This is a genomic window from Aquimarina sp. AU474 (assembly GCF_900312815.1).
Taxonomy (GTDB): domain Bacteria; phylum Bacteroidota; class Bacteroidia; order Flavobacteriales; family Flavobacteriaceae; genus Aquimarina.
In genome coordinates this window covers 778,663-792,653 of record NZ_OMPE01000008.1, presented here as the reverse complement: position 1 = coordinate 792,653, position 13,991 = coordinate 778,663, and the positions used below count along the sequence as shown (strand labels likewise).

Below are 13,991 nucleotides of genomic sequence, written 5' to 3'. Positions count from 1 at the left end.
TTGCGCGTAAAAACTATTTTTTGCCTTTAAGATAATCCAATAGAAATTTTGTAACCAATGTGGTCCAACCATTGGTAAAACTTTGTATAGTAAAGTCGTTGTGATCTTGAGGGAAAGAGTCCAAACCACTATGCGTGAGTTTCAGGCGAGTTTTAGTACCTTCTTCAATAAGATCAAAAGTTACCAGAGAATAACCATCAAGATGCTCATATTCCCAACTATACTGTAGTCTTTGATTAGGAATAACCTCTGTTACTTTACATAAATGAATATACTTTTCTCCAGTATTTCCTTGCCCAGTAAAGGTAAACTCAAATCCCACTATGGGCTCAAATTTAGGTAGATCAAAGTACCATTTTTTCATTTCATCCGTATTGGTTAATGCTTTCCAGATAGTTTTTGCTGTGGCATTAAATACCTCTTCTACGATTACTGCTTTCATAATTATAGTTTTTTTGGTGAATCAATATGATCATTTGGTTGTTCTACAACTTTTTTTAATGCATGTAATTTATTTGTCCAAAAAGTCCTGAATTGATCTGTCCACTCATATACTTCGTTGAGTTTCTCTAACTGAACTTCGCAGATACGTTCTCTACCTTTTTGCTGTACTACAATAAGATCACATTCTTGAAGTATTTTGATATGCAGAGAGACCGCTTGTCGAGACATATTGAAATTTTCCGAAATTGAATTCAAATTTTTACTACTATCTGCTAATAATCCAATTATTTTTCGTCTTGTTGGATCCGCAATAGCCTGAAAAACATCTCTTCTAGCTTCCATATTATGCAAGTATTTGCTTGCAAATATATATGTAAGTATTCGCTTGCGCAAATATTTTTAAAGAAAATAAAGTTTTTGTAATATTGGAAACCCTATTTTATAGTTTTCATGGATGACTGTCCGAAGTAATTTTTAATATCAAAATCGGTCATTGGTTGTAAAACACCAAATACGATTTCCTTATATATTTTATTGGTTATCGAGCTAGGTGCAAGAAATTTTGACCCCATAATATGTCTGGTTTTCGTAACAATTTCTTCAGCATAATGCGTAGAAATATATTTGGACATTAAAGAGTTTTCAAATGCTTTTTCTAAAGATAATATGTCATTTTTTTTGAATTTCGAAATCATTAATCCTGCATCTTTACATAATTGATATGCAACCTTATATTTCATAACTAATTCACCGATACTTATCAAAAAAGTTTCAGATTCAGATAATACAGTATTGTTTTTAATTTTGGTTTTACTAAACTTTTTCAACTCATGGATAACACTTAAAGTGGCACCTAAATATGGTGCAGGTATTAATGCCTGAAACCATGTCCTTTGGTATATTAATATTTTTGATGAGGTTTCTTCTGCATTCGCCAAATCAATTGCATTATCACAATGTACTTTTAAGTTTTTTATTTTTACCGATTTAGTAAAAGACCCTTCCATCGTTCCTCCAAATGCAATATCCATAAATTCTATATTGTTGCTACGTGATGGAATAAAAAATACTGTCTTTGTATGATCGGGCAATGTCGCCGTAAAGACCAAGTAATCAGCGATTTCAGATAGTGACATAAATGAGGCCTCTCCATTGATAATGTAATGTTCATTTTCTTTTTGTGCTAGTATGCTCTTGTTATCACTTATATTTTTGAAGGTTCTAACAGAACCTGTGTTAGCGATTAATAATCTCTGATGTTTTATTTTTTTTAGTAATGTTTCTCTTTTCCAATATTGTGTACTTTTTATTGAGAATGGATAGCACGATATTGACGCCAAAATATAATAGTGCATAGATAATGCTATAGACACAGGAATAGATATTTGACCAATTTTATGAAGAATATCAAAACATTCTTGATGTACAATTTCTATACTCTTTTCATTACAAGGAATAAATGGCAATCCAGAAGCTTTAAACAACATGTAAAACTCTTCATAATCTTTGGTTTCTGTTACTTCTCGGAGTTTGTTGCATATTTTTTCCAGTTGATCTTCATATTTAGCATGCCTTTTGTTGGTGGTTTTTATTTTCATCATTGAGTTTTTTAATTCAAATTGATTTATGATTGGTATTCTAGAGATTTGGAAACCAAAAAATTTGAGCAGCCATAAATATTCCAAAAACGGTCATAACAGATAGAAACAAAAGGAGTATTCCCATAATATATTTTCCTAGAGAGCTCGATTTACTTTTAACAAATAGATAAAGTTCAAGAAAAACTAATGGTAGTAGATAATTTGCTAGATATAAGAACTTATCAAAAGGGCCTGTAAGGTCTTGAGTTGATCCAGGAGCAGTACCATTATGTATAAAGATCCACAAGCCAAATCCTATTCTGAAAAACCACACGCCACTAACAACCATAAAAGTTCGTAATGCCCATTTATGATGGGCATCAAAATTACGGGCAATTGCAGTGCGTATGGTCATTATGGCAAATATGACAATAAGAAGTGCGTTTCCTGATATGGCTAGTTGACCAAAGAACCCACCAACTAAAGCTTCACGACCCCAAACCATGTATAATGCTCCCAAGCTTATTATAATAGCCGTTACTATATATAAACGCCCGCTTCGACGATGAAATGAAGGAAACTTTGTTCTTAGTATTGGGATAAATTGTAAAGGCCCTCCAAAAGTAATTACAAAAGCCAATAATATATGAAGCAATACAAATGCATTACCTAAGTAATCACCCTCTATAAAACCGTGGATCATTCGTCTTGTCCATTCTGCTAAGTTACCCTGGACAAGGGATCCTCCATAGAAAACGGCTATGTAATAGGCAAATAGCCATTGGCCCGCTACGGCTACAATAAACCAAAAACTCGATGTTAATTTTAGTGCATTTTGCGCACTAGAGTACTTATGCCATAAGGCATTAATAGTAGTATTAGATGATTTCATTTGTTCGTTTTTTTAGTACACTTGTGGTATACTGATTGATGATGAATGAATGATGTTTTAGTTTGTATTAAGATGTAATTTGATTAGAATTAAATCCTTTTATAATAAGCCAAATGGCGATACATAATTGAGTTAGGCCTATAGGTAGATATAATATCATTAAACCTTCTCCAAAAAATGCCCAAATAATGTTTGCTGTCATTATAACAACGGCCAAAAAACCTAATGTAGATAGAATTCTTGGAATTAATTTAGACACATAGAACAAATAGTATAAGGTAGATAAGAAAAGACTCCCAACAAGCATATCGATCATATGTGTCCAAAATCTTATCTCATAAAATAAGTCACCTAATCTTTGAAAATTACTAATATCAGAGGATGAGGCCGTTGTGAATGATTCGCTTAATGATAATAGTGATAATATAATGGTGTTATCTAATACACCTACAGTAAAACCAATAATGCTAAAGCTTAAATATCCTATGGCAATATTTCTATTTTTTTTCTGAAAGATTGATAGTAGCATAATAGCAACTCCAATATTGATAGAACTTAGTAGAAATCTAAGTAGGGTAGTTGCTATTATTAAATTTGAGTTAGCGATGATTTTGGTTAAATAATCAGGATCGAATACAATTGGTCCAAGTATATAAAGATTAATTAGGACTCCCATCACAAATTGAATGAGAAATACGATACCGATTATTCTTCCGATTTTTTTAATTGAGTACATAATGTTCGTTTTTTAATTGATGATTGATTGATGATTGATTACTTTAAAATGGTGTTATACATATAGTTTAATTAGTTAGAAAAATCTATTTCATTAGAGTTTCCTGTTATTTTTATTGTTGCATTTTTTGCAGTTTTACACATAACAGAAGAGTAGGAGAGTTCTAATCTTCCTGTACAGTTACTACCAAATTCTAATTGCAAGTTTTTCCCGTGTACCTTACCTTTTGTCTCAAAACTCACTCCTGTATTGGTTACTAATTGATCTAATTGATTATTTGTTATTAGGATTACTATTGAATCTTCACTGCTTGTTCGCTTTGTTTTTTTAATCGTTAATTCGTTATCTAATACTTGAACATCGATATAAGGCATTAAATTTTCAGGAGCATTTATTAATATTTGTTGAGTACTATCCTGTTTAAAAACAACATTGATATAATGATCTAAATTGATTTTTGTAAAATGTTCAACATCTATGTTTTTTCGGATATATGCACTGTCTTCTGGGATTGCGCCTTTTTTTATGTTTCGATGAATCGAAAGTTGAAAAGACAAGAAAAAAAATAACACTACACTAAGTGCGATTAATATCATTAATTTACTTTTTTTCATGATCTATATTGTTTAGATATTGATTAAATGAGTTGTTCACTTCTTTGATATTAACATTAAGTAATCCCATTTTTTTAAATACATCCGGTAAGGTTGTTTCAATAAACTCGTGTCTTTTAATATCAAGAACTTTATCATACCCTTTTTCTGAAACGAAATAGCCAATCCCTCTTTTATTATGGATGACTTCTTGTTCTTGAAGATGAGTAAAAGCTCTTATTGCGGTATTTGGGTTTACTTCGACCATCATAGCGACTTCTCTTACAGATGGAATCCTTTCATTTTCCTGCCATCGTTTTTCGAGAATATTTTCATAGAATAAATCCACTATTTGTAAATAAATCGGTTTACTGTTGTCAAAATCCATGGTTAAACCTCTTTTTCAACTAACTTAAAATATGTGGCAGCAAGAAGTAATGGCGTTAAGATCCCCATAAAAGCAAATTTTCCTGCTCCAGAGAAATCTTTAGATGTAAGATCAAAAGCTTCTGCAGCTAAATCCTCACCTGAAAACACATCATAGCTATGATTGAGAATACCATAAAACATAAAATTATAGATCATTAAACCAAAAATTAATAGTAAAACGGATAATAATGTTTTACCAATTCTATTTTTCTTAAACCTAAGAGCACCGTACAAGAATAGAGGTTGTATGATAGCATAAAATGTAACTGCTCCCCAATATTCTTCAGAAAATATGGATACCATATGAAAAGAAGTTTCAGAAAACATGCTTCCTATCAAAATAGCAAGTTGTCCTATTATAGCTCCAAGAACAGTAAGAATAATAGTAAAAAGGATTACTGTACTGAGCCAGGCCGCGGCTATTCTTTCTAGTGATGATACAGGTAGCGAAAAATAGAGATGGTTGGTTTTTTGATTTTGGGCTTCTTTAAAAACAGAAAAAGTAAACAGTATGCCAAGTATAATGTAAAACTTGCCAAATACACTGGCAAAATCATATGAAGATAAAACAAGATCTCCTCTAAGACGAATAAGAAACGAAATAAAGAAAAGTCCACATACAACATATAAAGATGTAGTAATCGTACTCTTGAGTATAGTCAAGTCTCTAAGCATAAAAAGACTTATCCTTTTAATATTAAATACGCTTTTCGTCATAACTGGTTTTAATTGCATAATTTACCCGTTCTGGTTGATCTAAAACGGCATTAAATAATAATTCAAGATCAACTTCGGTTTCATTTTTTCCTTGCCGCATGAGAACAGCTTTTCCTCCAAAAGCAGATTCAGAATAAATAATTGATTCAGGTTTAGCCTGAGAAGGCTTACCAAACCAAAGATTTTCTGAAACATTGCTTAGCGATTGATCAAAAGCAACACGCGAATGATCTAATATAATAACATGATTGATTAGACTATGTAAATCCCTTACCTGATGTGTAGAAATAACAATACACTTACCTTGATCAACAGCAGAAGCCATAATTTTTCTAAATTGACTTTTGGAAGGTATATCTAGGGCGTTTGTGGGTTCATCCATGAGCAATAGTCTGGTATTGGTGGCAATACCAAATGCAATAAGCACTTTTTTCTTCTGACCAAAGGATAGTGTAGATATCTTTTGATTAGGAGAAAGTTTAAATTCTTTAATAAGTGTATAAAATTCTTCTCTAGAAAAATTAGGATAGAAAGGAGAGTTTATATACTCATAAGCTGAAATTTTAAGTGAAGGGAGCTCAAATTCTTCTGGGACTATAAAAATATCTTGAAGACATGATATGTTTTGTCTTGATATTTTATTTCCAAAGGCTTGATAAATACCAGCCTTTGGAAATAGTAAACCTGTCATTATTTTCATTAAAGTACTTTTCCCTTCTCCATTTTTACCAAATAAACCATATATATTACCAGGAGCAAATTGTAACGATATATTATCGAGTACAATTTTACTTTTAGGATAATAGTATTGAATATTATTTAAGGTTATCATATCTAGTGTATTAGTTATCTAGTACACTTCAAAACTAACTAAGTAATATGAATAAAACAAGAAAAAATAATTTTATTTATGATTGGGTTATAAATGAAGAGGCTGTTTTTCAACTATTTATACTAGCTAGACCCCTTTAAACATTGATGAAAGTAATATTTTACGTTTTTATACCCTGATTATTGGATTGGTATATATAAGTCTACAATACATTTCTTTTCTGGATGGTCATTAAAATTGTTATGATATATTTCAAAAGGGTTTTGTTCTGATTTTTTATATCCGTTTTCGTTCATCCAAACAAAAAGACCACTCCAAGATTTTTCAAATTCTTGAGGACTAATCTCAAAACTACCTACAATATATTTTCCTTGTTCTATGGTGGTTAATCCAATTTCTCCGCTAGTATGTATTGGTTCATCTAAAACAATACCAACACTTTTTCTAATTTTATCAGGAGAGGTTACTTTGTAACTATCATGATACATAGTAAGCAATTTAAGATTTGGCCTATCCATAAGGCCATGGGGAGTAGCCCATTTAATCAACTTATTAAAAGTAATATCCAAACCGTGTTCTCCTAAATGAGAGATAAAAGCAAGATCTAGCTGTTGTATTTTTTTAATTTCAATTTTTGCATTCATATTAATCCAATTTTTAAGATTATTAATGTTGCAAATGTATTCTTCAAAAACGGTGTTCTCTTGTCCGATCTTGCTTTCTACTTGACATATCTTGCTATACTTGCTCGGACTTATTTTTCTAAACTCTGAAGGACTTATACTATAGAATTTTTTGAACGCTCTGCTAAACGAAGAAATACTGTTAAAACCATATCGTAATGAAATTTCTGAAATTGTAATTTCTTTCTGCCGAAATAGGGTAGAAGCTGCTTTTTCTATTCGTTTTCTGGTAATGTATGTATTTAGAGTTTCATTAGTCATGATTTTAAAAATACGATGAAAATGAAACGGAGAATAATGAGCAACTTCAGAAATTAACTCTAATGAAAGTTCGCTTTCTAAGTTATCATCGATAAATTTTAAAGCATTATTAATACTACTAGAATAGTTATTTCTAATTTCGTTATTGTTGATATTCATTATATGAACAAAATATTTTTTACAGTTTTAAAAATCTCCTTGTTTTACTCTATTTTATTAGGGCTGAATTAATATAATCCTGGTATAATTGTCTGAGATTTAAATGTCTATACGGTGATAATTGTATCATCAAAATATAGGCTAATTCATGCTCTAAATCAATTTTAAAATAGGTTCCTGCTGCTCCCCCCCAGCCATACACTTGTTGTAATGCATCGATACTATTTCCGCGTATAGCAAACCCTAATCCAAAACCAGCTTCACCTCTTGGTAAACGAATTCGTTCATGATACTTTCTTACTCCTTCTAAATGATCAGTTAACATTAAATCAATGGTTTTTGGTTTTAAGATTTGAATGTTATTGTACTGTCCTTTATTAAGTAGCATCCCACAAAACCGCAAATAATCATACGTTGTAGATACCAGTCCACCACCGGCATTCATGAGTGTAACTTCTTGCACAAACCTATTATCTCTTGAGTTTTCGACTACAACTAATCCAGTTTCTTCTTGCCACCTGTAACCAGCACCAAACCTATTTATTTTTTCTTTTGGTAGTTGAAAATGAGTGTCATTCATACCTAAAGGAGTAAATATATTTTCTTTTAAATATACATCTAGTGATTTACCAGATAATACTTCTATGAGATAACCACAAATATTAGTCGATAATCCATATTGCCAATTTGTACCTGGCTCGAATTGTAAGGGCAACTTACTTAGTTTTTCTACAAATTCTTTATTAGTTTTTGAAGTGTTTAAATTGGCATTATAATAGAACTGATTTAAAGCCGAATTTCGAGTTCTACCATAATTAAACCCCGAAGTATGTGTAAGTAGGTCAACAATTCTAATAGGTTGTTGAACAGGAATAAGAGTGGTGTCTGAATAGACAAACATTTCTTTAAATTCTGGAATGAACTTGTATAGGGGATCTGTTAATTTAAACTTATCTTCTTCAAATAATTGCATTAAAGCAACAGAAACTATTGGCTTAGTCATTGAAAAAATCCTGAATATACTTTGCTCATTAAGTAATCTATTCTCTTCAATATCAGAAAAACCATAACTGTCGAATTGAATTAATTTGCCCTTACGTAAAATTGCAGTTTGGATTCCTGCGAGTTGTTTTTCATCAACTAACCTATGAAAATGTGCATTCATTTTTTTTAGAGAATCGCTGGACACATCAACTAATTCTGGTTTTACTAAATCGAAATTGTCGGATTGGGCTATTAATGTTACGGGGATAAGAATTGTAAAAAGAATGGCTACAATTATACTTTTTATTTCTTTCATTTTCTTTTGATTGGATGACGTCTTAAATATAGGGTAAGTTGAGCAGAAAATGAATTATTGCTTTTGATAAAAAGGAGCTGGTTTTAGGGTTTATAGTCAAATTTGTACCTAAGAATATCTTATTTCTTTTCAACGATACTTATCTGTATCGGTGTTATTTAATTCTTGTTTTAATCTTTTCGATAGCACTAGTTTTATTTTTTTGCCAATAACTATAATGTAGAGGAAAACTTTTAATTCCTGTTCTAGCAAGTGTTTTATATCGTTCAAAGGTAAAGGCTTGTGTAAACATTCCTGGGTAGCCTATTAGGTCAATAAAATAATTATTATTGTTGTGCGTAATCAAAATATCAAGTATGCTACCGGCGATAGGGTAACCACATTGAACATTATCATAGTTTAATTTTAATAATTCGTGACGCACTTCATTTTGAAATTCATCTTGATATAAATTTTTATTATCAAAATGAGAAAATTCTTTAACGAATTTAAAATATTGATAAAGCAAACTTTTTTGATTTAATGAAGTTTCTGAAATCGACTTGAAGATGATTTGTTGTGATTTTGCTCTTGTAATAGTTACATTTAGAACTTCGGGTTTATTTACATGAATAAAGGTAGAGGGATGACTAGAGTCGCAAACGCAAAACGATAATAGTATGATATCACGTTCTGATCCTTGAAAGTTGTATGGAGAACCACACAGTAGATTAAATTTTTTAAGTGTATTTAGATCGTATTTTTCTTTTAGAAGTTTGTTGATAAATACAACTTGTTTACTAAAAGGAGAAATAATTCCAATTGTTGGAATTCTTTCTCCTGTTTCATATTTTTGAATTATAGTATTAAGTTTACTTATGACTGCTTGAGCCTCGATTTCATTTATACCTTTTTCATTTCTTTTTCCCGACGTACTGATAACTTCTATTTGATCATTTAAGATATGTTTGGGTGAAGATTTTAAAATTTCGAGTTGACCTTCATAAAATTGTTGATTGCTAAATTCAATCAATGAAGGTGTCGACCTGAAGTGTTCTCTCAAAAATGTAATTTGCTCCTGCTTTGAAATTTTTGAAATAAAAAAGTCTAAAATACTCCTATTTCGATAATCAAAAATTTTCTCCTCAGGTAATTGATATTTTTTTCTTAAACTGGCTTGCTGATCGCGAGAGACAAATGAATAATGCCTTAGTTGGTTTGGATCTCCAACAATTATTACTTTACTAGCCCTATATAGAGCGGGTAGAGCAGAGGCAATATCGCATTGAGTAGCTTCATCAATTATTACGAGATCAAAGAGATTTTCTTGTAAAGGAAGAACTGAGTTTAATTGAGAAAGGTTTGCAAGCCATATAGGGAAAACTTTTAAAATGTTTTTTTGCTCAACATTGTCTAAAAGATTTTTGTATTCCGTAAAACTAGACGAATCTAGAGCATCAAAAAATAATGAAATATCTTTCCTGAAGATCTTAAAATTGTCTCTTATGTTTCCTTGGATTTTACGTTTTGAGAAAAGACTTATTTCTTTTTCTAAAGACTGTAATACGGCTTCTATTTCTCTGAATAACAACCATAATTTTTCGTGATCTGATGATATAATTTTTAAGTAAAATTTACGCCATTTCTCGAGAAAATTTAATTCTGATGAGAACTCTAAATCAGATATTTCGAGTTCCCTTTCTACAAATTTTTCAAACCCTTCTTCTAACTGCTCTAATTTGTCGTATAATTTTTTTATTCTTGGTTCATTTAATGATAGATTTTGGCGTGCCGTAATTCCGCTTAGATATTTCCTGATTTTTGATTTAAGACTTAATTTATAATTAATTCCAGTGGTATGAATCAAATAATCTTTTAATTTAAAATCATCTTGAAGCATTCCTCTTAACACTTCTACCGCCTGTTTTGTTTTAGATACAACTAATACAGACTGATTATTGATTACGGCGTCTGATATGATAGAGGTAATAGTGTATGTTTTACCGGTTCCTGGTGGACCTACTATAACAGAATTAGTGAATTTATATGCATTTTTTAGAGCATTAAATTGATCAGAGTTTAAACGAGATTTATAAAAACTAAAATTAAATTCTGACTCTAAAGTACTAGAGTTTACTAAATTTTCAATTGAAGTATTAAATTTGGCTTTCTTTGCCATTTCATCTAAATCGTTTAGAACTCTTAGTGAAGATTCGGATTTTTTGATAAATACAGTCCCGGCGGCTGGAACAATTTTAAATTCGCCATCATTGTAAGTTGTTTCAGATAAGTGTTTTCTAATTTTACGTACAGGCCATACCGAAGGAAAGAGAAGTAGCTCATCGGTATTTACATTCAAAAAGAACTTATCAAATATTCTTTTTATACCAATCATTTCCTTCTGATCGTTTATTAGTAATTCTGAAATTTCTTTTATAAACTGATCTTTGCTCAAAGTAGAATCTTTGATTTCGAGCTGGGTAAGTACTGCTCTGTTAATGATTAAAGCAGTTTTGTCAATTTCGAGAAATTTATCATCATCTATAGTCTGAATATCGACAGGAAATAGAAATAAAGGTGCACAGAGTCTTTTATCTTTTGAAAAGGAATTTTCTTTTTCACCTAATAAAAAGAAACATCCGTAAAAGAGTTTTTTTTCAAGTTTATAAAGCTCAATTTCTTTTTCAAGCTCTACGATCTTGGTATTGAAATAAGGAATAATAGGAAGTTTTTGGTGTAATAGTTCTTCTGTTTTCGAAACAAACCATTTGAATGTATGTTTCTGCGCCAAAATGTTGTTTACTTCAAATTCTTTATAATCTAACTTGTAACAATCTTTAAAATAGTTATAAAAATTTTTAGCGTTGTATTTCACTTATTTCGTATTTATAGCAATAGATTTGGACAATTCCCTTTTTACAAGTTCGGCAGTAAAATAAGTACTATTAAGCTTACCGTAAGTGTTTTTTTACTTATTAAAGCCTTATTAACTAAGCAATACTCGCAATTAGAATTAGTCAAATATATAAATTGTAGCGAGGTATTAAATGATATAAATAATATACTTAGCCATTTCACAATAATTTACAGTACTTTTTGGGTTTATAATCCAACTAGAGTTGCAATCATTTGTGTAAAATGTATCGTATTACTTTGAAGAGAATGTTTTTTACGCTAAATGAATAACATTAGAACCAATGAGAAAGAAATTATATATAGTGTTATTTTTTGCCTGTTTTGTATCATAAAAACATAAGCACTAACCCTATTGACTAGCGCTTATGAGGTGTTTAATTATTTACTCCAAGCAAATTTTTGAAATGGTTCATCTACAGGTGTGTTAGCTATATGATTGGTATAATTGCTAATTACTTTTTGTGCTAGCCCCAAGATAATTTCCAGTAATTGGCGCTCTCCATATCCCGCATCATAGAAAGCTTGAATTTGTGAAGCATCGATATTACCACGATTTCTTACGATACTAAGTGTTGTATCGTGTAAAGCCTGTAATTTGGCATTGGGCATTGATTCTTGATTCCTTAAGGCTTCGGTCAACGAAGCATCGACTTTCATCATATGGGCGATTGCTGTATGCGCAGGTACGCAGTAATGGCAGTTATGCTCTACGTTAATGGTTTGCCAAACTACTGTAAGTTCTTCAGCATTAAATGAAGTGTTTTGAAAAAGACTATGCAGTGTTTTGTATGCCTCTAATAGTTGAGGAGCTTCTGCCAACACACCATGTAAATTTGGTAACATACCAAAGGATTTTACAGATGCTTCTAGCGAAGCTTTAACTTCTTGTGGTGCTGATTTAATACTGTGAATTTTTAATGTACTCATAATTTTATTTTTATGTTATAAATTAAATAGCTAAACGATCGTTTAGTTATGGGTTAAAAAAATTATACGTTTTTGAAGATATGTTCTATATAATTATCTAATTGCTTTTTATTGAATACTCTAGAAGCAGATGATAGCCCGAATAGCGAAATAAGTAGATAATCGGCTTGTAGCTTAATTGTAGCTTCATCCTTAGTGATATCTTGCTTTAAACTATTAGTAAATACTTGTTTTACTTCATACATAAATTTTGATAATGCTTCTTTTATCTTTTCGTCTGCATCATCTCTAAGCTCATTAGCTGTATTCGTCACTAAACAGCCTTTCCCAATCTCTTTTTCTTTGGCAAAATCAATAAAATCATAGAAATATTGTTTTATGCCTATGATGCCATCTATAGAAACCTTAAGCTTATTAATAATTTGATTTAGTTCTTGTTTATAGCACTTAATACTTTCAAGAAAAACTCCATTTTTACTACCAAAACTTGAATAAATAGAGAATTTATTAATACCCATTTCTTTTTCGAGCATTTGCATAGAGGTAGTTTCATAACCATTACGCCAGAATAAATTCATCGCCTTTTTGATTACTTCTTCTTCCTTATATTGTTTTGCTCGAGCCATCAGGTTTTATATATCTTGTACAAAGCTAAACAATCGGTTAGATATAAAATGAAACTTTAACTTTTGTTTAAATTATGTACATGAAAATAAGGATAGGGTAAGTGATAAAAACTCCTAATTGTTTAGACTTTCTTTAAACGCTATAACATCCGAAAGATAAATTTCATTTAAGAGTTCATTGTAGACATCGTCACGTTTGGATTCTATATATTCTTCTGCCTTTGAAACATGATTTTTTGCCTGTTGAATATCTCCAAGTTTGTGATATGCCTTTGCCATCCCTAAATATGACTCTGGTGTGGTTTGCGATTGTTGTAATGCTCTATCAAATTCAGAAATTGCTTTTTCATAATTTCCAAGTTCGTACTCGCATAGGCCTAGGTAAACAAAAGTATGAATATCGGCCCAATCTTCTTTTTGGTTTTTGATGCTACGATTAAACATATCAATAGCTTTTTGATATTCTTTTTTACCGTAGTAACATTCGCCTCTTAAAAAATCAATATCCTCTCCCCAAGGCGCATCTATTACATTGGGAGTTAACTTATCGAGGCGATCAAAATCTTTTAATGCATTATCAAAGGATCTTAATTTTCTTAGTTTTAACCAACCTCTATATCCAAGATGTATTTTGGGATCTATTTGTACTGCTTTATCCAAAAGCTCACTACCTTTTGCATATTGCCCCATTTTATTAAAAGCAACAGATTTTTCAAAATATAGATCGGAGTTATCTGCGTTTTGAAATATCAATATATCAAACATCTTTTGGGAAAGATACATGCCTTGAGCATGTTCGGCAACTTTAAATCTGCCATCTTTTGACGAAAACCCAACAAAGTAGACTATGATTATCGAATAAGAAAAAAATAAAACGGTAAGAACAATTTTAATTATTTTTAAAAACTTTTTCATGA

Annotated in this window: 15 protein-coding genes; all 15 read right to left on the bottom strand. The window is 30.8% G+C overall.

From position 1 onward, the window contains the following. Positions 1–13 precede the first annotated feature (13 nt). The 15 genes from DK508_RS13415 to DK508_RS13345 all read right to left on the bottom strand — a co-directional run bounded on the left by DK508_RS13415 (position 14) and on the right by DK508_RS13345 (position 13,989). Positions 14–442, bottom strand: a complete 429-nt coding sequence (locus tag DK508_RS13415; protein WP_109301261.1) for an SRPBCC domain-containing protein — start codon at positions 440–442, stop codon at positions 14–16. Positions 443–444: 2 nt separating this feature from the next. Then, positions 445–786 carry a helix-turn-helix transcriptional regulator gene (locus tag DK508_RS13410; protein ID WP_109301260.1) on the bottom strand — a complete coding sequence of 114 codons (342 nt, stop codon included), beginning with the start codon at positions 784–786 and terminating at the stop codon, positions 445–447. A 92-nt stretch (positions 787–878) separates the two neighbouring features. Then, positions 879–2,042, bottom strand: a complete 1,164-nt coding sequence (locus tag DK508_RS13405) for an acyl-CoA dehydrogenase family protein (protein ID WP_109301259.1) — start codon at positions 2,040–2,042, stop codon at positions 879–881. A gap of 40 nt (positions 2,043–2,082) precedes the next feature. Next, entirely contained in the window at positions 2,083–2,916 is an 834-nt protein-coding gene (locus DK508_RS13400; protein WP_109301258.1) for a DUF2306 domain-containing protein, read from the bottom strand. A 67-nt stretch (positions 2,917–2,983) separates the two neighbouring features. Further along, complete coding sequence (locus DK508_RS13395) at positions 2,984–3,652, bottom strand: DUF4386 domain-containing protein (protein ID WP_109301257.1); 669 nt, start codon at positions 3,650–3,652, stop codon at positions 2,984–2,986. 71 nt (positions 3,653–3,723) lie between these two features. Further along, entirely contained in the window at positions 3,724–4,266 is a 543-nt protein-coding gene (locus tag DK508_RS13390) for a GIN domain-containing protein (RefSeq protein WP_109301256.1), read from the bottom strand. Then, entirely contained in the window at positions 4,253–4,633 is a 381-nt protein-coding gene (locus tag DK508_RS13385) for a GntR family transcriptional regulator (protein WP_109301255.1), read from the bottom strand. Before DK508_RS13385 ends, DK508_RS13390 begins: the two co-directional genes overlap by 14 nt. 2 nt (positions 4,634–4,635) lie before the next feature. Next, a complete protein-coding gene (locus DK508_RS13380; protein WP_160114706.1) occupies positions 4,636–5,391 on the bottom strand; it encodes a hypothetical protein in 756 nt (251 codons plus the stop codon). Beyond that, positions 5,372–6,223, bottom strand: a complete 852-nt coding sequence (locus DK508_RS13375) for an ATP-binding cassette domain-containing protein (protein WP_109301253.1) — start codon at positions 6,221–6,223, stop codon at positions 5,372–5,374. The genes DK508_RS13380 and DK508_RS13375 overlap by 20 nt, the downstream gene beginning before the upstream one ends. Before the next feature lie 179 nt (positions 6,224–6,402). Further along, on the bottom strand, positions 6,403–7,326 hold the full coding sequence (locus DK508_RS13370; RefSeq protein ID WP_109301252.1) for a GyrI-like domain-containing protein: 924 nt from the start codon (positions 7,324–7,326) through the stop codon (positions 6,403–6,405). A gap of 49 nt (positions 7,327–7,375) precedes the next feature. Beyond that, positions 7,376–8,626, bottom strand: coding sequence for a serine hydrolase (locus tag DK508_RS13365; protein ID WP_109301251.1), 1,251 nt, complete (start codon positions 8,624–8,626; stop codon positions 7,376–7,378). Positions 8,627–8,780: 154 nt separating this feature from the next. Further along, entirely contained in the window at positions 8,781–11,480 is a 2,700-nt protein-coding gene (locus DK508_RS13360) for an ATP-binding protein (protein ID WP_109301250.1), read from the bottom strand. Positions 11,481–11,899: 419 nt separating this feature from the next. Then, positions 11,900–12,448 carry a carboxymuconolactone decarboxylase family protein gene (locus tag DK508_RS13355; protein ID WP_109301249.1) on the bottom strand — a complete coding sequence of 183 codons (549 nt, stop codon included), beginning with the start codon at positions 12,446–12,448 and terminating at the stop codon, positions 11,900–11,902. A gap of 62 nt (positions 12,449–12,510) precedes the next feature. Further along, positions 12,511–13,074: a TetR/AcrR family transcriptional regulator gene (locus tag DK508_RS13350; RefSeq protein WP_109301248.1), complete on the bottom strand. Its 564-nt coding sequence runs from the start codon at positions 13,072–13,074 to the stop codon at positions 12,511–12,513. Between the two features lie 114 nt (positions 13,075–13,188). Beyond that, positions 13,189–13,989, bottom strand: a complete 801-nt coding sequence (locus DK508_RS13345; RefSeq protein WP_109301247.1) for a tetratricopeptide repeat protein — start codon at positions 13,987–13,989, stop codon at positions 13,189–13,191. Between the last annotated feature and the right edge of the window lie 2 nt (positions 13,990–13,991).

Coding starts and splice junctions, on each gene's coding strand:
- DK508_RS13415 (WP_109301261.1), bottom strand. CDS start 442: ATGAAAGCAGTAATCGTAGAAGAGGTATTTAATGCCACAGCAAAAACT.
- DK508_RS13410 (WP_109301260.1), bottom strand. CDS start 786: ATGGAAGCTAGAAGAGATGTTTTTCAGGCTATTGCGGATCCAACAAGA.
- DK508_RS13405 (WP_109301259.1), bottom strand. CDS start 2,042: ATGAAAATAAAAACCACCAACAAAAGGCATGCTAAATATGAAGATCAA.
- DK508_RS13400 (WP_109301258.1), bottom strand. CDS start 2,916: ATGAAATCATCTAATACTACTATTAATGCCTTATGGCATAAGTACTCT.
- DK508_RS13395 (WP_109301257.1), bottom strand. CDS start 3,652: ATGTACTCAATTAAAAAAATCGGAAGAATAATCGGTATCGTATTTCTC.
- DK508_RS13390 (WP_109301256.1), bottom strand. CDS start 4,266: ATGAAAAAAAGTAAATTAATGATATTAATCGCACTTAGTGTAGTGTTA.
- DK508_RS13385 (WP_109301255.1), bottom strand. CDS start 4,633: ATGGATTTTGACAACAGTAAACCGATTTATTTACAAATAGTGGATTTA.
- DK508_RS13380 (WP_160114706.1), bottom strand. CDS start 5,391: ATGACGAAAAGCGTATTTAATATTAAAAGGATAAGTCTTTTTATGCTT.
- DK508_RS13375 (WP_109301253.1), bottom strand. CDS start 6,223: ATGATAACCTTAAATAATATTCAATACTATTATCCTAAAAGTAAAATT.
- DK508_RS13370 (WP_109301252.1), bottom strand. CDS start 7,326: ATGAATATCAACAATAACGAAATTAGAAATAACTATTCTAGTAGTATT.
- DK508_RS13365 (WP_109301251.1), bottom strand. CDS start 8,626: ATGAAAGAAATAAAAAGTATAATTGTAGCCATTCTTTTTACAATTCTT.
- DK508_RS13355 (WP_109301249.1), bottom strand. CDS start 12,448: ATGAGTACATTAAAAATTCACAGTATTAAATCAGCACCACAAGAAGTT.
- DK508_RS13350 (WP_109301248.1), bottom strand. CDS start 13,074: ATGGCTCGAGCAAAACAATATAAGGAAGAAGAAGTAATCAAAAAGGCG.
- DK508_RS13345 (WP_109301247.1), bottom strand. CDS start 13,989: ATGAAAAAGTTTTTAAAAATAATTAAAATTGTTCTTACCGTTTTATTT.